19 protein-coding genes are annotated in these 18,990 nt (G+C 72.7%); 6 read left to right on the forward strand and 13 right to left on the reverse strand.

Annotation, left to right across the window (positions count from 1 at the left end; genetic code table 11):
- Window positions 1–95: 95 nt before the first annotated feature.
- Together dnaJ and hrcA are read right to left on the reverse strand one after the other, a co-directional pair.
- A complete protein-coding gene (gene dnaJ, locus ACGFZ2_RS32070; RefSeq protein ID WP_350710901.1) occupies window positions 96–1,241 on the reverse strand; it encodes a molecular chaperone DnaJ in 1,146 nt (381 codons plus the stop codon).
- A gap of 73 nt (window positions 1,242–1,314) precedes the next feature.
- Entirely contained in the window at window positions 1,315–2,337 is a 1,023-nt protein-coding gene (gene hrcA, locus ACGFZ2_RS32075; RefSeq protein ID WP_393269349.1) for a heat-inducible transcriptional repressor HrcA, read from the reverse strand.
- 244 nt (window positions 2,338–2,581) lie between these two features.
- Here hrcA and ACGFZ2_RS32080 point away from each other — a divergent pair, with 244 nt between their 5' ends.
- Window positions 2,582–3,244 carry a DUF4870 domain-containing protein gene (locus ACGFZ2_RS32080; protein ID WP_393269346.1) on the forward strand — a complete coding sequence of 221 codons (663 nt, stop codon included), beginning with the start codon at window positions 2,582–2,584 and terminating at the stop codon, window positions 3,242–3,244.
- Window positions 3,245–3,369: 125 nt separating this feature from the next.
- Here the strand turns inward: ACGFZ2_RS32080 and hemW are convergent, their stop codons facing one another.
- Window positions 3,370–4,593 (reverse strand): radical SAM family heme chaperone HemW, encoded by a 1,224-nt coding sequence (gene hemW, locus ACGFZ2_RS32085; protein ID WP_393460376.1) that lies wholly within the window; start codon window positions 4,591–4,593, stop codon window positions 3,370–3,372.
- A gap of 19 nt (window positions 4,594–4,612) precedes the next feature.
- Here hemW and ACGFZ2_RS32090 point away from each other — a divergent pair, with 19 nt between their 5' ends.
- The 3 genes from ACGFZ2_RS32090 (at window position 4,613) to ACGFZ2_RS32100 (ending at window position 7,636) form a co-directional block, all read left to right on the forward strand.
- The gene (locus ACGFZ2_RS32090) at window positions 4,613–5,416 is read left to right on the forward strand and encodes an enoyl-CoA hydratase family protein (RefSeq protein ID WP_393460308.1); all 804 of its coding nucleotides are present in this window, start codon (window positions 4,613–4,615) and stop codon (window positions 5,414–5,416) included.
- Window positions 5,417–5,651: 235 nt separating this feature from the next.
- Window positions 5,652–6,512, forward strand: a complete 861-nt coding sequence (locus tag ACGFZ2_RS32095; RefSeq protein WP_393269340.1) for a hypothetical protein — start codon at window positions 5,652–5,654, stop codon at window positions 6,510–6,512.
- Window positions 6,513–6,700: 188 nt separating this feature from the next.
- Entirely contained in the window at window positions 6,701–7,636 is a 936-nt protein-coding gene (locus ACGFZ2_RS32100) for a phytanoyl-CoA dioxygenase family protein (RefSeq protein WP_350710905.1), read from the forward strand.
- A 154-nt stretch (window positions 7,637–7,790) separates the two neighbouring features.
- Here ACGFZ2_RS32100 and ACGFZ2_RS32105 read toward each other — a convergent pair whose 3' ends face one another.
- The 8 genes from ACGFZ2_RS32105 to ACGFZ2_RS32140 all read right to left on the reverse strand — a co-directional run bounded on the left by ACGFZ2_RS32105 (window position 7,791) and on the right by ACGFZ2_RS32140 (window position 15,696).
- Window positions 7,791–8,432, reverse strand: a complete 642-nt coding sequence (locus tag ACGFZ2_RS32105; RefSeq protein ID WP_393269337.1) for an MOSC domain-containing protein — start codon at window positions 8,430–8,432, stop codon at window positions 7,791–7,793.
- A 102-nt stretch (window positions 8,433–8,534) separates the two neighbouring features.
- Entirely contained in the window at window positions 8,535–9,365 is an 831-nt protein-coding gene (locus ACGFZ2_RS32110; protein WP_393460311.1) for a carbohydrate ABC transporter permease, read from the reverse strand.
- Window positions 9,366–9,388: 23 nt separating this feature from the next.
- Window positions 9,389–10,375 (reverse strand): carbohydrate ABC transporter permease, encoded by a 987-nt coding sequence (locus ACGFZ2_RS32115; RefSeq protein WP_393269334.1) that lies wholly within the window; start codon window positions 10,373–10,375, stop codon window positions 9,389–9,391.
- Window positions 10,372–11,661, reverse strand: coding sequence for a sugar ABC transporter substrate-binding protein (locus tag ACGFZ2_RS32120; RefSeq protein WP_393269331.1), 1,290 nt, complete (start codon window positions 11,659–11,661; stop codon window positions 10,372–10,374). Before ACGFZ2_RS32120 ends, ACGFZ2_RS32115 begins: the two co-directional genes overlap by 4 nt.
- A gap of 215 nt (window positions 11,662–11,876) precedes the next feature.
- Window positions 11,877–12,164 (reverse strand): GlsB/YeaQ/YmgE family stress response membrane protein, encoded by a 288-nt coding sequence (locus ACGFZ2_RS32125; protein ID WP_091104043.1) that lies wholly within the window; start codon window positions 12,162–12,164, stop codon window positions 11,877–11,879.
- A gap of 320 nt (window positions 12,165–12,484) precedes the next feature.
- Window positions 12,485–12,772: a GlsB/YeaQ/YmgE family stress response membrane protein gene (locus tag ACGFZ2_RS32130; protein WP_091104043.1), complete on the reverse strand. Its 288-nt coding sequence runs from the start codon at window positions 12,770–12,772 to the stop codon at window positions 12,485–12,487.
- A gap of 331 nt (window positions 12,773–13,103) precedes the next feature.
- Window positions 13,104–14,981: a translation elongation factor 4 gene (gene lepA, locus ACGFZ2_RS32135; RefSeq protein ID WP_393269325.1), complete on the reverse strand. Its 1,878-nt coding sequence runs from the start codon at window positions 14,979–14,981 to the stop codon at window positions 13,104–13,106.
- 178 nt (window positions 14,982–15,159) lie between these two features.
- Window positions 15,160–15,696, reverse strand: coding sequence for a DUF4240 domain-containing protein (locus tag ACGFZ2_RS32140; protein ID WP_393269322.1), 537 nt, complete (start codon window positions 15,694–15,696; stop codon window positions 15,160–15,162).
- Window positions 15,697–15,787: 91 nt separating this feature from the next.
- Between ACGFZ2_RS32140 and ACGFZ2_RS32145 the strand changes: the two genes are divergently transcribed.
- On the forward strand, window positions 15,788–16,789 hold the full coding sequence (locus tag ACGFZ2_RS32145; protein WP_393269319.1) for a phosphotransferase family protein: 1,002 nt from the start codon (window positions 15,788–15,790) through the stop codon (window positions 16,787–16,789).
- A 280-nt stretch (window positions 16,790–17,069) separates the two neighbouring features.
- Window positions 17,070–17,336: a 30S ribosomal protein S20 gene (gene rpsT, locus ACGFZ2_RS32150; protein WP_091104033.1), complete on the forward strand. Its 267-nt coding sequence runs from the start codon at window positions 17,070–17,072 to the stop codon at window positions 17,334–17,336.
- A 126-nt stretch (window positions 17,337–17,462) separates the two neighbouring features.
- Here the strand turns inward: rpsT and ACGFZ2_RS32155 are convergent, their stop codons facing one another.
- Complete coding sequence (locus ACGFZ2_RS32155; RefSeq protein WP_393269316.1) at window positions 17,463–17,903, reverse strand: hypothetical protein; 441 nt, start codon at window positions 17,901–17,903, stop codon at window positions 17,463–17,465.
- Window positions 17,900–18,880: a DNA polymerase III subunit delta gene (gene holA, locus ACGFZ2_RS32160; RefSeq protein WP_393269440.1), complete on the reverse strand. Its 981-nt coding sequence runs from the start codon at window positions 18,878–18,880 to the stop codon at window positions 17,900–17,902. Before holA ends, ACGFZ2_RS32155 begins: the two co-directional genes overlap by 4 nt.
- Window positions 18,881–18,990: the final 110 nt, after the last annotated feature.

Here is an 18,990-nt window from a genome sequence, read left to right on the forward strand (position 1 = left end):
GCCGCCGGGGCGCCGAGGGCGGTGGAGCCGCCGGGCCGCCGAGGGCCGCGGAGCCGCCGGGCCGCCGCGGAGCGCGGCGGCCCGGGGCGTGCGGGTCAGGCGTGGCCGTTGAAGGCGTCGCGCATCCGGGAGAAGAAGCCGCCCTGCTTGGTCAGCTCGGCGACCTCCTCGCCCCGGGTCTTGGCGAAGTCGCGCAGCATCCGCTCCTGGTCGGCGTCGAGCTTCGTCGGGGTGCGCACGTCGAGGTGGACGTAGAGGTCGCCCCGGCCGGTGCCGCGCAGGTGCGGCACGCCCCGGGCGCGCAGCCGCAGCGTGCTGCCCGGCTGGGTGCCGGCCTTGACGTCGACCGTCTCCTCGCTGTCCAGCGTCTTGATGGTCAGCCGGGTGCCGAGGGCGGCGGCGGTCATCGGCACGGTGACCCGGCAGTGCAGGTCGTCGCCCTTGCGGGAGTAGACGTCGTGCGGCCGCTCGTGGATCTCGACGTAGAGGTCGCCGGCGGTGCCGCCGCCCGGGCCGACCTCGCCCTGCTGGGCCAGCCGGATGCGCATGCCGTCCTCGACCCCGGCGGGGATCTTGACGGTCAGCGAACGCCGGGTGCGGACGCGGCCGTCGCCGGCGCACGTCGGGCAGGGGTGCGGGATGGTGGTGCCGTAGCCCTGGCAGACGGTGCAGGGGCGGGCGGAGACCACCTGACCGAGGAAGGTGCGCTGCACCGACTGCACCTCGCCCCGGCCGCCGCACGCCTCGCAGGTGGCCAGGTGGGTGCCGGCCGCGGTGCCGGCGCCGGAGCAGGTGGTGCAGAGTACGGCGGTGTCGACGGTGATCGGCGCCTCGACGCCGAACGCGGTCTCGTTCAGGTCCAGCTCCAGCCGCAGGATCGCGTCGGCGCCCGGCCGGGTCCGCGGTCGCGGGCCCCGCGACCCGCCGGCCGCGCCGCCGAAGAACGCGTCCATGATGTCCTGGAAGCCGACGAACGGGCCGGCGCCGCCGGGACCGCCCGGGCCGCCCGCGCCGCCGCCGCCCGGGGCGAGCGGGTCGCCGCCCAGGTCGACGATCTGCCGTTTCCGGTCGTCCGAGAGGACCTCGTACGCGGCGTTGATGTCCTTGAACTTCTCCTGTGCCTCCGGGTCCGGATTGACGTCCGGATGGAACTGCCGCGCCAGCTTTCGGTAGGCACGCTTGATCTCGTCGTCGGAGGCTTCCCGGCTCACCCCGAGAATGCCGTAGTAGTCCCTGGCCACTGCGTTCCGTGTCCTCATGTTCGTCTCGCGTTGCGCCGGTCGTCGGCCGGAGCCGGCCGTCGGCCCTGACTGGTCAGTTCTGGGCCAGCAGCTCGCCCACGTAGCGTGCCACGGCCCTCACCGTGGCGATGGTGCCGGGGTAGTCCATCCGGGTCGGCCCGAGCACGCCGAGCCCGCCCACGATCGTCGCGCCCGGCCCGTAGCCGGTGCTGACCACCGAGGCGGCGCGCAGGTTGTCGATCTCGTTCTCGTCGCCGATCAGCACCCGGGTCGTGCTCGGCTCCGCCTCGCCGATGAGCTTGAGCAGCACGACCTCCTCCTCCAGCGCCTCCAGGATGGGGCGCAGCGAGCCCTGGAAGTCGAGCAGGCCGCCGCGGGTGAGGTTGGCCGTGCCGGCCAGCGCGATCCGCTCCTCGTGCCGCTCGACCAGCGTCTCCAGCAGCACGGTGGAGAGGGTGGTCATGGCCGGCCGCAGGTGCGGCACCGACTCCTCGACCAGCGCCTGCACCAGCGGCGGGGTCTCGGACAGCCGGGTGCCGACCAGCTTCTCGTTGACCAGCCGGCGCAGGTCCGTGACGTCGTCGGCGGGGATCGGCCCGGGCAGCTCGACCAACCGCTGCTCGACCCGGCCGGTGTCGGCGATCATGACCAGCATCAGCCGGGTCGTGGAGATCGGCACCAGCTCCAGGTGGCGGACGGAGGAACGGGCCAGGCTCGGGTACTGCACCACGGCGACCTGCCGGGTCAGCTGCGCCAGCAGCCGTACGGTGCGGTGCACCACGTCGTCGAGGTCGACCGCGCCGACCAGGAAGCGCTCGATCGCGCGGCGCTCGGCCGGGCTGAGCGGCTTGACCCTGGACAGCCGGTCCACGAAGAGCCGGTAGCCGCGGTCGGTGGGCACCCGGCCGGCGCTGGTGTGCGGCTGGCGGATGTAGCCTTCCTCCTCCAGCACGGCCATGTCGTTGCGGACGGTCGCCGGGGAGACCCCGAGCTGGTGCCGCTCGACCAGCGCCTTGCTGCCGACGGGCTCCTGCGTGGCGACGTAGTCCTCGACGATCGCGCGCAGCACGGCGAGCTTGCGGTCGTCGAGACCCATCGTTCCCCACCTCCTGTCGCACGTCGGACCCCCGCGCCCCGAGGGGCGGGCGGGTTGCTGGCACTCGCTGCGGACGAGTGCCAGTCTACGTCGGCGCGCCCGCCGACGCGATGATCAACCTGGGACGGCGATCCGACCGGCGCCACCCGGCCCGTGGCGGCGGCGGCGCCAGAGCCGATCATCCGGACATCCCGGTCGGAGTCGCTCTGGTGCGGCCTTGCCCGCGGCCCCTACCGTGACGTCCATGACTGAACCACCTCGCCCTCCCGGAGCGGGGGACCCCGGCGACCGGCCGGACCCGGCCGCTCCGTCGGGGGTTCCCGGGCCGGCCGGCTCCGACGAACCCACCGCACCACTGTCCGGGGCACCGGGCCCGGGCGGCTATCCCCCGCCCGGTGGCTATCCGCCGCCCACCGGTGACCAACCGCCGTCGGGCGGCTACCCTCCGCCGGGTGGCTACCCGCCGCCCGGTGGCTATCCCCCGCCGGGCGGCTACCCCCCGCCGGGGGTCGGCTATCCGACCGGCGGCGGCTACGGCGCGCCCACCGGCGGCTACGCCAACAACGAGGACAAGAACTGGGCCCTGATCGCCCACTTCGGCGGCGCGGCCGGGGTGATCGTCGGCGGTGGCCTGCTCGGCTGGGTCGCACCGCTCATCGCGCTGATGGCCAGGGGACAACAGTCGCCGACCGTCCGGGCGCACGCCGTCGCGGCGCTGAACTTCCAGATCACCTGGGCGATCGTGGGCGTGCTGAGCTGGGTGCTCACCCTGATCACCTGCGGGATCCTGTTCTTCGTCCCGATGCTCGTCTGGCTGGTGCCGCTGATCTTCGGGATCGTCGCCGGGGTCAAGGCCAACGAGGGCGTGCTCTACCGCTACCCGATGGCCTACAGCTTCACCAGGTGAGCCGGGCCGGCCGCTCCCCCGGCCGGACCGGCCACGCGCCGCCACACGGCGTGGGCCTCTCCGGCCGCGCCGCCACACGGCGTGGCATCCCCGCCCGCGCCGCCGCACGGCGGGGCCTCCGCACCTCAGGGCAGCAGGTCGCGGACGACCGCGTCGGCGAGCAGCCGCCCCCGCAGGGTCAGCACGGCCCGGCCCGCCGCGTGGTCGGGGCCGGCCAGCAGGCCGTCGGCGAGCGCCCGCTCGGCGCCGGCCCGGCCCGCGTCGTCGAGGGCGTCCAGCGGCAGCCCGGAGGCGAGCCGCAGCCGGAGCATGACGTCCTCCATGTGCGCCTCGTCGGCGGTGAGCACCTCCCGGGCCAGGCCGGGCGACTCGCCGCCGGCCAGCCGCTTCGCGTACGTCGTGGGATGCTTCACGTTCCACCAGCGCACGCCGCCGACGTGGCTGTGCGCCCCCGGGCCGAGGCCCCACCAGTCGGCGCCGGTCCAGTAGAGCAGGTTGTGCCGGCACCGGGCCGCGTCGCCGCGGGCCCAGTTCGACACCTCGTACCAGGAGAAACCGGCCGCGTCGAGGGCGGCCTCCGCGGCCAGGTAGCGGTCCGCGGCGACGTCGTCGGAGGGGTACGCCAGCTCGCCGCGCCGCATCCGGGCGGCGAGCCGGGTGCCGTCCTCCACGATCAGGGCGTACGCGCTGACGTGGTCCACCCCGGCGGCGACGACCTGGTCGAGGGAGGCGGCGAAGTCGTCCTCGCTCTCCCCCGGCGTGCCGTAGATGAGGTCGAGGTTGACGTGCTCGAACCCGGCGTCGCGGGCCTCCCGGGCGGCGGCGGTGGCCCGGCCGGCGCTGTGCGTGCGGTCGAGGATCGCCAGCACCCCCGGCGCGGCGGACTGCATGCCCAGCGAGATCCGGGTGTAGCCGGCCGCCCGCAGGGCCCGCAGGGACTCCGGGGTCACCGACTCCGGGTTGGCCTCGGTGGTCACCTCGGCGTCGGGCGCGAGCCCCCAGGCGCGGTCGATGCCGTCGAGGATCCGGGCCAGGTCGTCGGCGGGAAGCAGGGTCGGGGTGCCGCCGCCGACGAAGACCGTGTCGACCCGGGGCGGCGGGGCGTCGCCCAGCACCCGGCCGGCGAGCGCCAGCTCGGCCAGCACGGTGTCGGCGTACCCCTCCCGGCTCGCCCCGCCGCCCAGCTCGGCCGCGGTGTACGTGTTGAAGTCGCAGTAGCCGCAACGGCTGGCGCAGAACGGGACGTGCACGTACACGCCGAAGCCGCGCGCGCCGACCGCGCGGGTGGCGACGGCGGGCAGCGAGCCGTCGACGGGGACGGTTTCGCCTTCTGGAAGGACGCCGGGCATGGCCACTAGTGTGCCCGGCATGACCTCTCCCGACGTGCTCGTGCGGGCCGCCACGGCCCGTGGGGTGACCACCCTCACCCTGGACAGCCCGCACAACCGCAACGCGCTCTCCACGCCGCTGATGACCCAGTTGCTGGCCGGCCTGGCCGAGGCGGTCGCCGACGACGCCGTCCGCGTGGTCGTGCTGGACCACACCGGGCCGGTCTTCTGCTCGGGCGCGGATCTCAAGGAGACCGCCGCCGCGTACGCCAGCGGGAGCGTGCCGGCCGGGATGCTGGGTGACGTGCTCGCGGCGGTCTGGGAGTGCCCGAAGCCGGTGGTGGCGAGGGTGGCCGGCCCGGCGCGGGCCGGCGGGCTGGGCCTGATCGCGGCGGCCGACCTGGCGGTGTGCGCGCAGGAGGCGACGTTCGCCTTCACCGAGGTGCGGCTCGGGGTGATCCCGGCGGTGATCTCCGCGACCGTGCTGCCCCGGCTGCACCCCCGCGCGGCGGCCGAGCTCTACCTGACCGGGGACACCTTCGACGGCCGGCGCGCCGCGGAGATCGGCCTGGTCACCGCCGCCGTGCCGGCCGACGGGCTGGACGCCGCCGTCGCCACCTACTGCGACTCGCTGGTCCGGGGTGCGCCGGGCGCGCTGGCCGGGGCGAAGCAACTGCTGCGCCGGCCGCCCGCGACCGACCTGCGGGAGGAGATCGCCGGGCTGTCCACCCTCTCGACCGGGTACTTCCTCTCGGAGGAGGGCCGCGAGGGCGTGCTGGCGTTCCGGGAGAAGCGACCGGCCCGCTGGGTTCCCGCCGCCGACGGCGACGCCGTCGACCGGTAGGCAGGCGGGGACGCCGTCGACCGACAGGCGGTAGGGGACGCCGTCGACCGCGTCCGTCGGGAGAGGTGAGGCCGCGCGGGAAACGGGAACATCCGGGCCCGCCCCCGGGGCCGTTCGGCGCTCTCGGGCGGGCCCCGCCGGCCGGTTGCCACGCGCGGCGGGCCGGCCGGAACCGGTCGGACGACCCCGGCGGGCACCACGGGGGACGTACGCTTGTCGGACTGTCGAACAGGGGGTGTGGGTGCGAACTCGGGCAGTCGTGGCGGGCGGCGTCGTCCTCGTCCTCGTCGCCGTGGTCGGAATCTGGCTCGTCATCCGGCAGGTGGGTGGGCAGCTGCGCCTGCCGCTGTCCAGCCGGACGTGCACGGTGCAGGCGGACGGCCGGGTGGCCCTGGACGCCGACCAGATGGCCAACGCGGCGACGATCGCGGCGATCGGCATCCAGCGGAAGATGCCCGAGCGGGCCGTCGTGGTGGCGCTGGCCACCGCGTACCAGGAATCCGGCCTGCGCAACCTCGCCGGGGGCGACCGCGACTCCGTGGGGCTGTTCCAGCAGCGCCCGAGCCAGGGCTGGGGCAGCCCGGAGGAGATCCGCGACCCCCGGTACGCGGCGAACCGGTTCTACGCCGCGCTGAAGAAGGTGCGCGGCTGGGAGCGGATGCGGGTCACCGACGCGGCGCAGAAGGTGCAGCGCTCCGCCTTCCCAGAGGCGTACCAGAAGTGGGCGGACGAGTCGGAGGTGCTGACGCGGGCCCTGCTCGGGCACGCCACCGGCGCGGTGGCCTGCACGGTGGGCCGCGACCCGGCGATGCGCGGGGCGGCCGCGGCGACCGCGCTGACCCGCGGGCTGTCGCTGGACTGGGGCCTGGCCGCCGCCACCACCGCGGCGGACCTGACCGGCCTCACGGTCCCCGCCGCCGACGAGCGTCGGGGCTGGCGGTACGCGCACTGGCTCGTCTCCCACGCGCACGACCACGGGGTGAAGCGGGTGCGCTTCGGCGGCCTGGAGTGGACGGCCCGCGACGGCACCTGGAACCAGGTCGGTGACGACGCGGCCGGCGACCGGGTGGTCGCCGAGGTCTTCGCCGAGGCGTAGGGACTCCCATCTCCTTACCGGCAGTCACCGCACAATCCGTCATTCCCGGACATAAGCCTCGGTGACCGCTTGCGGGGCTACGGATTGTAGCGGTTCAACTCCCCACAGTTCGGGCAACGGTCGTATATCACGCGGGGTAGTACCCCGCACCGGAACCAGCGCGTTACGATCGGCGGCCTGTGCCAGCAATGGTTTTCGCCCGATGGGGAGGGGACGTCGAGGTGTTCGACTACGGCGACCGGACCGGTTACGAACCGATCAGTGACACCGACCGCAAGGAGTTCCACGAGCAGGGCTTCCTCCTGCTGCGCAACGTCCTGACGGAGGACCACCGGGCGGCGCTGGAGGCGGCGGTCGACCGCGTCTACGCCGAGGAGAAGGCCAAGGGCAACACCACCAAGGACGGCACCCTGCACCTGCTGGGCTTCCTGGAGCGGGACGAGCTCTTCGGCGACCTGCTGACCCACCCGATCGCCTTCCCGTACATGTGGGGCCTCGCCGGCTGGAACATCTACACCCACCACAACCACCTGGACGTCACCCCGCCGGCGCTGGAGCCGGAGAAGCCGTACTGGGGCTGGCACCAGGACGGGTACCGGCAGAACTCCGACCCGGAGACGATGGACCCGAACCTTCCCCGGCCGATGTTCTCCCTCAAGGTGGCCTACGTGCTCTCCGACCTGTCGGAGAACGGCCGGGGCGCCACCAAGGTGATCCCGGGCAGCCACCTGTGGAACTCGCTGCCGCGCCCGGAGGACACCTCCGTGCACAACCCGGACCCGGAGGGCACGGTGGAGATCACCGCGAACCCCGGTGACGCCTTCATCTTCGACCGCCGCCAGTGGCACTCCCGGTCGACCAACCTGTCGACCATCACGCGCAAGATGCTCTTCGTCGGCTACACCTACCGGTGGATCCGCCCGCTGGACGAGCTACACATCGACAAGGACGGTGAGTGGTGGGCCAACCGCACGCCGGTGCAGCGCCAGCTCTGCGGCGAGGGCACCCACACCGCCAACTACTGGGGCATCAACTGGGACGGCTACATCGACGACGAGATCCCGCTGCGCAAGGAGCTCAAGCAGCGCGGCCTGCTCGACCGCAGCATCCCCTGGCTCCGCTGAGCCGGTAACCCGGCTCCCGCCGAGGCGACACCGAACGGGCCCCCTCCCCCACGGGACGGGGCCCGTTCCGCGTTCCCACGCCTCCGGCACCCGTACCGCCGACGAGGCGGCAGGTCAGCCGACGAGGCGGCAGGTCAGCCGACGAGGCGGCGGGTCAGCCGCGGCGGGCGAGGCGGCGGCGCACCTTCTCCTGGATCGGCTCGGGCAGTTCCGGCGCGTCGAGCAGCCGGGGCAGCAGGTCGGGCTCCAGGTTCAACGCCCGGAACACCTCGCCGATCGTCACCCCGTGCGCGGGCCGGTCGACCACCTCGACCGGGTCACCCGCGCCGACCTCGCCCTCGCGCAGCACCCGCAGGTACGCCCCGGGCTTCGCCCGCACCGTGAACCGCTTGATCAGGTCCGGTACGCCCCAGAAGCCGGCGAAGGTGGTGCACGGCGTCCGGGGCTTGGTCACCTGGAGCAGCGCCGACCCGATCGCCCACTGCTCGCCGATCACCGCTCCGGTCACGTCGACCGCGTACGTGGTCAGGTTCTCGCCGAACCCGCCGGGACTGATGGCGCGGCCCAGCTCGGTCGCCCACCAGCCGGCGTCCTCCTCGGCGTACGCGTAGACCGCCTGGTCCGGGCCGCCGTGGTGGGCGCGCTCGCCGATGAAGTCGCCGGCCACCCCGTCGGCGCGCAACAGCACGGGGCCGTCCACCGGCCGCTTGTCGATGCCGGTGCGCCCGCTCGCGTCGCCCGCCCACTCCGCCTCGGTCACACCGCCGAGGTTCACCGCTGCCAGCCTGCCCGTCATGGCGGTCAGCCTAGCCCGCCCCGCGGACGCGCCCGGAGGGGGCAAAAGAAGGGTCCCTGGTCAACGCGGTGCGTCGACCAGGGACCCTTCCTCACGCGGGCGTCAGCCCTTGACGGCGCCGGCCACCAGGCCCGAGACCATCCGCCGCTGCACCAGCAGGAAGAAGATGATCACCGGCAGGGTGAACAGCGTGGAGGCGGCCATCACGGGGCCCCAGGCGGTGTCGTCGCGGCCGAAGAAGAACGTCATCGCGACCGGCAGGGTGTAGCTCTCCTGGTCGTTGATGAAGGTCAGGGCGAAGATCAGCTCGTTCCAGGCGGTGATGAACGAGAAGATGCTCGTCGCCACCAGGCCGGGGGCCACCAGCGGGAAGAGGACCTTCCGGAAGGTCTGCGCCCGGCTCGCCCCGTCGATGGCGGCGGCCTCCTCCAGCTCCTTCGGCACGGCGGCGACGAAGCCCCGCAGCATCCAGACCGCGAACGGCAGCGAGAAGCCGAGGTAGGTGAGGATCAGGCTGGGCAGGGTGTTGTAGAGCCCCAGCCGCTGGATCATCAGGAACAGCGGGATGACCAGCGCCTCCAGCGGGATCATCTGCACCACCAGCAGCATGATCAGGAAGGCGGTCCGCAGCTTGAACCGGAACCGGGCCACGGCGGTCGCGGCGAGCAGCGCGACCAGGCCGCTGAGCAGCACTGTGGAGACCGCGACCAGCGCGCTGTTGAGGAAGAAGTCGGCGAAGGTCACGCCCGGGATCAGGTTGCCGGTGAGGATCTGCCGGTAGTGCTCCAGCGTCGGCTCGGACGGCACCGGCCGGGGCGTGGACGAGAAGATCTCCGAACTCGGCTTCAGCGAGGTGGCGATCATCCAGTAGACCGGGAACGCCGCGAAGAGCGCGACCAGCAGCCCCGCGCCGTTGAGGGCGATCCTCTTCACGCCTGCACCGCCTCCGCGTCGCGTCACGCGTCCTCCTCCTGCTTGAGCACCATGCGGACGTAGAGGCCGGTCACCACCAGCAGGATCAGGGTGAGGATCACCGCGATCGCCGCGCCGAGGCCGTACTTGGGCGGGGGCGAGAACGCCTCCGCGTACGAGTAGATGGAGAGCATGAACGTCGGCCGGTCCTGCGTGCCGCCGGCCAGCACGAACTGCTGGGTGAAGACCTTGAAGTCCCAGATGGTGGAGAGCACGATCAGGATCCCGAACACCGGCCGCAGCAGCGGGAAGGTGATCTTCCAGAACACCCTCCACGGCCCGGCGCCGTCGACCCGCGCCGCCTCGTGCAGCTCGCTCGGCACGCTCTTCAGCCCGGCCAGCACGCTCACCGCGATGAACGGGAACGAGTGCCAGACCACCACCAGGGTCAGGATCGAGAAGAACAACAGGGGCGAGTTGAACCAGCCGTACCCGGTCCAGTCGCTGCGCCCGAAGAGGCTCTGCGAAAGCCCGTCGGGCAGCGCGTTGAACAGCCAGGTGACCAGGCCACTGGTGTCGTCGAAGATCCACTTCCAGACGATCGTGCCGGTCAGCGCCGGGGTGGCCCAGGCGAGCATCACGCAACTGGCGACGAAGGTGGCCATCCGCTTGCCGAGCCGGTTGAGCAGCAGCCCGACCAGGGTGCCCAGGATCATGGTGAGCACGACGTTGGCGGCGGCGAAGAGGACGGTGTTGCGCAGCACCGTCAGGAAGAACGGGTCGCCGAGGATCTCGGCGTAGTTGCCGAACCCCACCCACGGCCACTCGCGGTCACCGCGTAGCTGGCGGACGTTGTTGAGCTGGTGGAAGGACATCACCACCACCTGGCCGAGCGGCCAGAGCAGCAGCACGCCGATGATCACCAGGCAGGGCAGGAGCAGCAGGTAGGGCAGGCGGTCCACCCGGCGGCGCCGCCGCGCGGGGGTCTCCCGCGCGGCGGCCGCCTCCGGCGCCTCGGTCAGCGTGGTCACTTGGCGTTGAGGATGCTTTCCATCTCCGCGGCCGCGTCGGCGGTAGCCTTCTCGACCGTCTTCTGACCCTTCATGACCGAGCTGTTCATCGCCTGGGTCACCGTCTTGGTGCGGCTGACCTCCACCCACTTCGGGGTGAGCGGCGTGAGCTTGGTGTTCTGCATCGTGGTGGCGAACGCCGCCATGATCTTGTCGCTGGCGTACTTGTCGCCACCGACCAGGTCCTTGTAGACCGGGAAGAAGCCGAGGCTGTCGGCGAAGGCCTGGTCGTTCTTCTTGCTCAGCAGCACGGTCAGGTAGTCCCACGCGAGGCTCTGCCGCTCGCTGTCCTTCCAGATCGCGATGTCGGAGCCGCCGGCGAAGCCGGGCGCGGCCTTGCCGTCCGGGCCGGGGATCGGGAACGTGCCCCAGACCTTCTCGATCTCCGGGTTGTCCTTCTTGATGGCGCCCTGCTGCCAGCTGCCGCCGAAGGCCATCGCCGCGTTGCCGGTGGCGAACTGGGTCCGGGCGTCGATCTCGTTCCAGCCCGCGGCGGCCGGCGGCGCCACCTTGTGCACCGTCACCAGGTCGGTCCAGAACTTGACGGCCTTCTGCGCCTCCGGCGTGGTGTAGCCGGACTTCCAGGTGTCGCCCTGCTGCGTGGCGATCTCGGCGCCCGCGCCCCAGAGGAACGAGTAGAACGGCAGCTCGGAGTTGCCTGGCAGGGCGATGCCGTACTTGCCCGGCTTCTTGGCCTGCACGGCCTTGGCGGCGGCCACCAGCTCGTCCCAGTTCGTCGGCGGCTTCACGCCCGCCTCGGCGAACCAGTCGGTGCGGTAGTACATCGCCCGGACGCCGGCGTACCACGGCACGCCGTACTGCTTGCCGTCGAGCTGCGCGTTCTTCACCAGGTCGGGGAGGATGTCCTTGCCCTCGGCCCAGCCGTTCATCTTGTCGGTGACGTCGGCCAGCGCCTCCTGCGCCGCCCAGCCCTGGGTCTCGGTGTTGCCCAGCTCGGTGACGTCCGGCCCCTCACCGCCGGCGAGGGCGGCCTGGAACTTCTTCGGCGCCTCGAGCCAGGGGATGTACTGGACCACGACGTCGGTGTCCGGGTGCTTCTGCCGGAACTCGGCCTCGACGCCGTCGAGGAACTTGGTCTGGGCCTCGCTTCCCTCGCCCATCATCCAGACCGTCAGCTTGCTGTTGTCTGCGGCCTTCTCGTCATCGGAGCCACCGCAGCCGGCCAGCACCATCGCGGCCGAGGCCACGACGGCGGTGACCGGGGCCAGCCGCTTCCACCTGTTCACGCCATATCTCCCTCGCGCCACTTGGCACTAACCTTCTCCGCCGCACCTTAGTAGGAAAAAATCCTTTACGACAGTGGGCGGTTCGGCGGAAGAGAGGCGACGGTACCGCAGGGCAGGATCCTGCGGGGGTCGGCACCGGGGCGAATCCGGTCGTACCCACGCGAACGGGCGCCCGACCTGCCGGTCGGACGCCCGTCGAGTTCAGGCTGTGATTGTTACCGGTGGGTGACGCTGCGGCGACGGCCCACGCCGGCGACCAGCGCCACGGCGATGGCGGCCAGCACGACCTGGACCAGCAGCTCCCCCCAGTCGATACCGGCGGTCTCGGTGGCGATGCCCATCGCCCGAGCCAGGACGGTGCCCAGCAGCGCGGCGCCGACACCGATCAGCATGTGCAGCCACATCGGCATGTTCTGGCGGCCCGGCACGAGCAGGCGACCCAGAGCGCCGACGATCAGACCAACGATGAGCGCAGTGATGATGCCCCAAACGGTGAGCTCCACGTCGCCCTCCTTCGGATGAAAGAAATGAGTTCCACGATCTGTGGTGTTCCTGTCGTGACCGATAGGTTCCCTGCCCGCCACAGCCCCAAACCGGCTTTTCCGGGACACCGGGTGGCCCGCTCGCCCAGACGGGACGCCGACCGCGAAAAAGGGCCGGGCGGCGTCCCACCCCGGAATGCGGAGTCCGGACACGCTCACGCGGGCCGCGCCCCCGCCGGTCGGCCCGCCCGGGGGCGTCCGGGAGGCCGACCGGACCGTCGGCGGACGCGAAACGGGCGCCCGACCCGGTGGTCGGACGCCCGTCGAACGCGGTGCGGGGGTTACCGGTGGGTGACGCTGCGGCGACGGCCCACGCCGGCGACCAGCGCCACGGCGATGGCGGCCAGCACGACCTGGACCAGCAGCTCCCCCCAGTCGATACCGGCGGTCTCGGTGGCGATGCCCATCGCCCGAGCCAGGACGGTGCCCAGCAGCGCGGCGCCGACACCGATCAGCATGTGCAGCCACATCGGCATGTTCTGGCGGCCCGGCACGAGCAGGCGACCCAGAGCGCCGACGATCAGACCAACGATGAGCGCAGTGATGATGCCCCAAACGGTGAGCTCCACGTCGCCCTCCTTCTGCGAATAATCAATTCCACGGTCTGTGGTGTTCCTGTCGTGACCGCAATGTGCCCGAGTCGTGGAAAAGCCAAACCGGTTCGCACCCGGACAGGCGGCGTCGGCCGTCAATGGCGCGCCGCGGCGAATACCGCCGCGGAACCGTCCGCGCAGGTGGCGGCCCGTCCCGTCGCGGGCCGGCCCGTCCTCGGGGCGGGCCGCAGAAATTCTTCGGACGCGAACGGCCGACGCCCCGGCCCGGGCGGGACCACCGAGGTCCGCTGCCCGGCCGGGGCGCCGGCCGTCGTACGTCGTCATCCGCCGGCGGGCCGGCGGCGTGTCACTTCTTGCCGGGGGCCTTGCCGTCCCCGGAGTCGGACGAGAGCGCGGCGATGAAGGCCTCCTGGGGGACCTCCACGCGGCCCACCATCTTCATCCGCTTCTTGCCCTCCTTCTGCTTCTCCAGCAGCTTGCGCTTGCGGCTGATGTCACCGCCGTAGCACTTGGCGAGCACGTCCTTGCGGATCGCGCGGATGGTCTCCCGGGCGATCACGCGGCTGCCGATGGCCGCCTGGATCGGCACCTCGAACTGCTGGCGCGGGATCAGGTTGCGCAGCTTCGCCGCGATGGTGACCCCGTAGTTGTACGCCTTGTCCTTGTGCACGATCGCGCTGAACGCGTCCACCGGCTCGCCGTGCAGCAGGATGTCGACCTTGACCAGGTCGGACGACTGCTCGCCCGAGGGCTCGTAGTCCAGCGAGGCGTAGCCCTTGGTGCGGCTCTTCAACTGGTCGAAGAAGTCGAAGATGATCTCCGCGAGGGGCAGCGTGTAGCGCAGCTCCACCCGGTCGGCGGAGAGGTAGTCCATGCCGAGCAGGCTCCCCCGGCGGCCCTGGCAGAGCTCCATCACCGCGCCGACGTAGTCGTTCGGGGTGAGCACGGTGGCGCGCACGACCGGCTCGTACACCTCGGCGATCTTGCCCGTGGGGTACTCGCTCGGGTTCGTCACGACGATCTCCTGGCCGTCCTCCGTGATGGCCCGGTAGACCACGTTCGGCGCGGTCGAGATCAGGTCGAGGTTGTACTCGCGCTCCAGCCGCTCCCGGATGATCTCCAGGTGCAGCAGGCCGAGGAAGCCGCAGCGGAAGCCGAAGCCGAGCGCACCCGACGTCTCCGGCTCGTAGTCGAGCGCGGCGTCGTTGAGCTTGAGCTTGTCGAGCGCCTCGCGCAGGTTGGGGTAGTCGGAGCCGTCGATCGGGTAGAGGCCCGAGTAGACCATCGGCTTGGGGTCCTTGTAGCCGCCCAGGGCCTCGGTGGCCGGCCGGGAGTTGATGGTGACCGTGTCACCCACCCGGGATTGGCGGACGTCCTTCACGCCGGTGATCAGGTAACCCACCTCGCCGACGCCGAGCGCGTCGGCCTTCACCATCTCCGGCGAGATGACGCCGATCTCCAGCAGCTCATGCACGGCGGCGGTGGACATCATCTTGATCCGGTCGCGCGCGCTGATCCGCCCGTCGATGACCCGGACGTAGGTGACCACGCCCCGGTAGACGTCGTAGACCGAGTCGAAGATCATCGCGCGGGCGGGCGCCTCGGCGTCGCCGACCGGGGGCTTGAACTGCCGGACGATCTCGTCGAGCAGGTACGGCACGCCCTCGCCGGTCTTGCCGGAGACCCTGATGCAGTCCGCCGGGTCGCCGCCGATCAGGCGCGCCAGCTCCTCGGCGTACTTCTCCGGCTGGGCGGCCGGCAGGTCGATCTTGTTGAGCACCGGGATGATGTGCAGGTCGTTCTCGAGCGCCAGGTAGAGGTTCGCCAGGGTCTGCGCCTCGATGCCCTGGGCGGCGTCGACCAGCAGGATCGCGCCCTCGCAGGCGGCCAGCGACCGGGACACCTCGTAGGTGAAGTCGACGTGGCCCGGAGTGTCGATCATGTTGAGCACGGCGGTCTCGCCGGCCCGGTCGCCCTCCCGGACGGTCCAGGGCATCCGGACGGCCTGGCTCTTGATCGTGATGCCGCGCTCGCGCTCGATGTCCATCCGGTCGAGGTACTGCGCACGCATCTGCCGGGGGTCGACCACGCCGGTGAGCTGCAGCATCCGGTCGGCCAGGGTCGACTTCCCGTGGTCGATGTGGGCGATGATGCAGAAGTTCCTGATGCGCGCCGGGTCGGTGGCACCAGGAGCGTTCGCGCCGGAATCGAGCGTCGGTGGCACAGCGGTCCGTTCTGGTCGGCTGACGTGAGCGGGCCGGCGCGACGCCGGCCCCCTCTATGCTCCCACGTCGCCGCCGCGCGCCCGCTGCGCGGGCGATCCCCGCCGCCGAGGATCACCCGCGGACCCCACGCCGGGCACGCCGGCGCACGGCGTCACCGCGCCGAGGCCCCGGCCGGCGTCACTCGGCAGGCGGCTCGACGAAGAGGGCGGCGAGCCGGGGCAACCGCCGCCTGGCCTCCTCCTCGTCGTCGAAGTCCCAGAAGTCGTTGAGGTCCGGCACCGGCGCCGGCTCCCGGTCCGCCGGCAGCTCGGTGGCGGTGGCCCTGCGGTAGGCGTCCCACGGCACCGCCAGCATCCCCTCTGCCGAGAACTCCTCGCCGCTGAGCGACGCCGCCCGCACCTGCGGCAGCCCGGCCAGCGAGTCCGGGTCGCCGACGGCGCGGGCGAAGACCTCGCGCCCCTGGGTCATCAGCCAGCCCCGGAAGTGGTGGAAGCCCTCGTCGGACACCCCGCCGTTGATCAGGTAGGCCGCACCCCAGAGGTCGGCCTTGTGCGAGGCCGACAGCACCCGGGCCTGGTGGCGGGCGTACCCGACGATGTCGTCCGGGTCGCGCTCGGCGAGCAGGGCGACGGCCCGCGCGGCGACCGCGTGCGGCTCTCCCCCGCCGCCCGCCCGGGCCCGGTCGATCAACTGCCAGAAGTCGTCGGTCCTCATGGCCTGGCAGTCTGGCAGACCGCGCCGCCCGTCCCGCCGCAGCGGGAACACCCCGACGGGTCGCGGCCCGCGTCACGGTTCACCGTGCCTCGTGCAGCATGGTGGCGTGCCCCCGACGTTCCCGCCCCCGGTGCCGTACCACGCCACCGCCCGCCGACCGGCGTGGGAGACGCTGCCCGCGGCCCTGCGCACCGCGATCGCCGTCCGGATCGGCGCCCCGGTGGTCGCCGCCCGCGTGGCCGGCGCCGGCTTCACCCGGGGCTTCGCCGCCGTCCTCACCACCGCCGCCGGGGACCGGGCCTTCGTCAAGGCCGCGTCCGCCGCCGAGCAACCGCGCCTGGTCGACTGGTACGCCCGGGAGGCCGCGATCCTCGACCGGCTCCCGGACGGCCTGCCGGCTCCCCGCCCCCGCTGGACGCTGTACGAGGCCGGCTGGTTCGCGCTCTGCCTGGACGCCGTCGACGGCCACACGCCCCGGCTGCCCTGGGAGCCGGCCGAGCTGACCGCCACCCTCGCCGGGTACGCCGAGGTCGCCGCCGCGCTGGCCGCGCCCCCGGCCCCGCTGGCGGCGCTCGGGCTGCCCCACCTCGCCGACCTGGCCCGCGAGGACATCCTCTGGTGGGGCGAGGTGGCCGCCGGCCGGGAGCCGTCGCCGCCGCTGCCCGAGCGGGTGCGCGACCGCCTGCCCGACCTGGTCGCGCTGGAGTCCCGCCTCCCCGGGTACGCCGCCGGGGCGAGTGGCCTGATCCACGGCGACCTCCGGCTGGACAACGTGCTGATCGACGGGACCGGCCGGGCCTGGCTCTGCGACTGGACCTGGCTCTGCCACGGTCCGGCCTGGTTCGACCTGGCCAGCCTGCTCCTCACCGCGTACGCCGGCGGCCTGGACGCCGACGCGCTCTTCGCCCGGCATCCGGCGGCGGCGGGCGCGCCCCCGGACGCGCTGGACGTCACGCTGGCCGCCCTGTCCGGCTACTTTCTCACCACGGCCGCCTCGGCGCCCGCGACGGCGTCGCCGCACCTGCCGGCGCACCAGCGGTGGAGCGGCGAGCAGTCACTCGCCTGGCTCGCCCGCCGGCAGGGCTGGGCCTGACCCCCTGTGCCCCCGGCCGGCACCGGGGCCTCTCCGCACGCGCCGGCCGACTCCCCGCCCTGGTGGGGCGTGCCCGACCGGCCCGTGCCCGACCGGCCCGTGCCCGACCGGCCCGTGCCCGACCGGCCCGTGCCCGACCGGGCACGCCCCACCAGGGCCTGGGCGGAGCCGTTTTGGCTCGTCCCGGGCGACCTGGTAACCTGGCTTTTCGCGCAGCGATGACGCATGCTCGTCGCGCGCAGAAGCAGACCAACCCGAGCTATCAAGACGAGGCTGTCGCGTGGCGAACATCAAGTCCCAGATCAAGCGCAACCGGCAGAACGAGAAGCGCCGGCTGCGTAACAAGTCGGTCAAGTCGTCGCTGAAGACCGCCGTCCGGAAGTTCCACGAGGCTGCGGAGGCTGGTGACGTCGAGAAGGCCACCATCCTCATGCGCGACGCCTCGCGCAAGCTGGACAAGGCAGTCAGCAAGGGCGTGATCCACTCGAACCAGGCCGCGAACCGCAAGTCCGCGATCGCCAAGCGCGTGGTGTCGCTCTCCGCCTGACGCGGCGACCTCAGACCTGACCGGAAGCCCCGGGCACTCCCCGGGGCTTCCGGCTGTCTGCCCCTTCTGCGTTCCGCACCGCCACCCGGCCGGGAGAACCCGGCCGGGCTTCCGGCGTGCCGAGGATCACGGCCGAGCGGACCGACCGGGCTCCGTCCCGTCACCGGCCGCCCGCGCCACCGGCTCGGCCGTGACGACCACGCCGGGCACGCTGTGCGTGATCCAGTCGACCCTGGCCCGCCCGACCACGGGCTGCATCTGCTGGCGGAAGCGGTCCCGCTCCTGCTCCGGCACGAGGGCCGCGGAGCGGACCACCCTGGCGGCCACCATGTCGTTGAGCTTCACCATCACCGCCACCGTCGCGGGCAGGATCAGCACCGCCCACCAGGTGACCAGCTCGGCGAGGGCGAGCAGCGCGGCGAGCGCGACGGCGCCCTCGAAGAAGAGGAAGCAGAGCACCCCGCCGGGGTTGACGACGCGCAGCCCGAGGACCCGGGCGTAGAGCGGCCGGTAGCGTTCCTCGTCGGCGGGGATCGTGGCCCACGAGCCGCGGAGGGCTCCGCTCACCGGGCGCCACCCTGCCGGGCGGCCGCGACCGAGAAGACGGCCCGCTCCAGCGCGTACGCCCGGTCGTCCGCCCCGCCCTTGACGGCCGCGTTGCACTCGGCGGCGGCCCGCATCGCCTCGACCAGGCCCTCGGGCGTCCATCCGCGCCCCTGGCGCTGCGCCCGCTCGATCTTCCACGCCGGCATGCCCAGGCTGCTCGCCAACTGGTAGGGGCTGCCCCGACCGGCGGACGCCACCCGGGCCACGGTGCGTACGCCGTCGGCGATCGCGTCGGCGATCGGCACGGGGTCGACCCCGACGTGCAGCGCCCAGCGCAGCGCCTCCAGGGCAGCCGGCACGTCGCCGACCATGGTGGCGTCGGCGACCGTGAAGCCGCTCACCTCGACCCGGCCCCGGTAGTAGCGGGCGACCGTGTCAGCGCCGATCCGGCCGTCGGTGTCGGCCATCAGCTGGGAACAGGCGGCGGCCAGCTCGCGCAGGTCGTTGCCGACCGCCGCGATGAGCGCCTCGGCGGCGTCGTCGGTGCACTTCCCGCCGGCACGGCGAATCTCGTCGCGGACGAACGCCACCCGGTCGCGGTGCCCCTTGAGCTTGGCCGCCGGCACGACCGTCGCGCCGGCCGCCTTCAGCCCGTCGGCGAACGCCTTGCCCTTGGCCCCGCCGAGGTGCAGCACGACGAGCTGCACCTCGGGGTCGGGGTTCTTCGCGTACGCCAGCAGGGCCGCCACCAGGTCCTTGCGGGCGTCCTGGCCGGCGCGGAGCACCAGCACCCGCCGCCCGCCGAAGAGGGAGGGGCTGAGCATCTCGGCGATCTCGCCGACGGTCAGGGCGCCGGCCTGGTACTCGCGGACGTCCACGTCGGGCTCGACACCGCGGGCCCGGGCAACGGCTTCGGTGACCGCGCGCGTGGCGAGCAGCTCCTCGTCGCCGAGGACGAGCAGAATGGGAGCGAGGCTGGCGGCGGTCACGCCGCCCATATTCGCACGGCCGGCGGCCCGATCCAGCCTGCTCATCCGCACTGTGACGGCAGAGCCCGCACTCAGTGCAAATCCAGACATTTATCTCAATACGCCGCCAAAGCCGAGAA

The sequence above is a fragment of the Micromonospora sp. NPDC048063 genome (genome assembly GCF_043202855.1).
Classification (GTDB): domain Bacteria; phylum Actinomycetota; class Actinomycetes; order Mycobacteriales; family Micromonosporaceae; genus Micromonospora.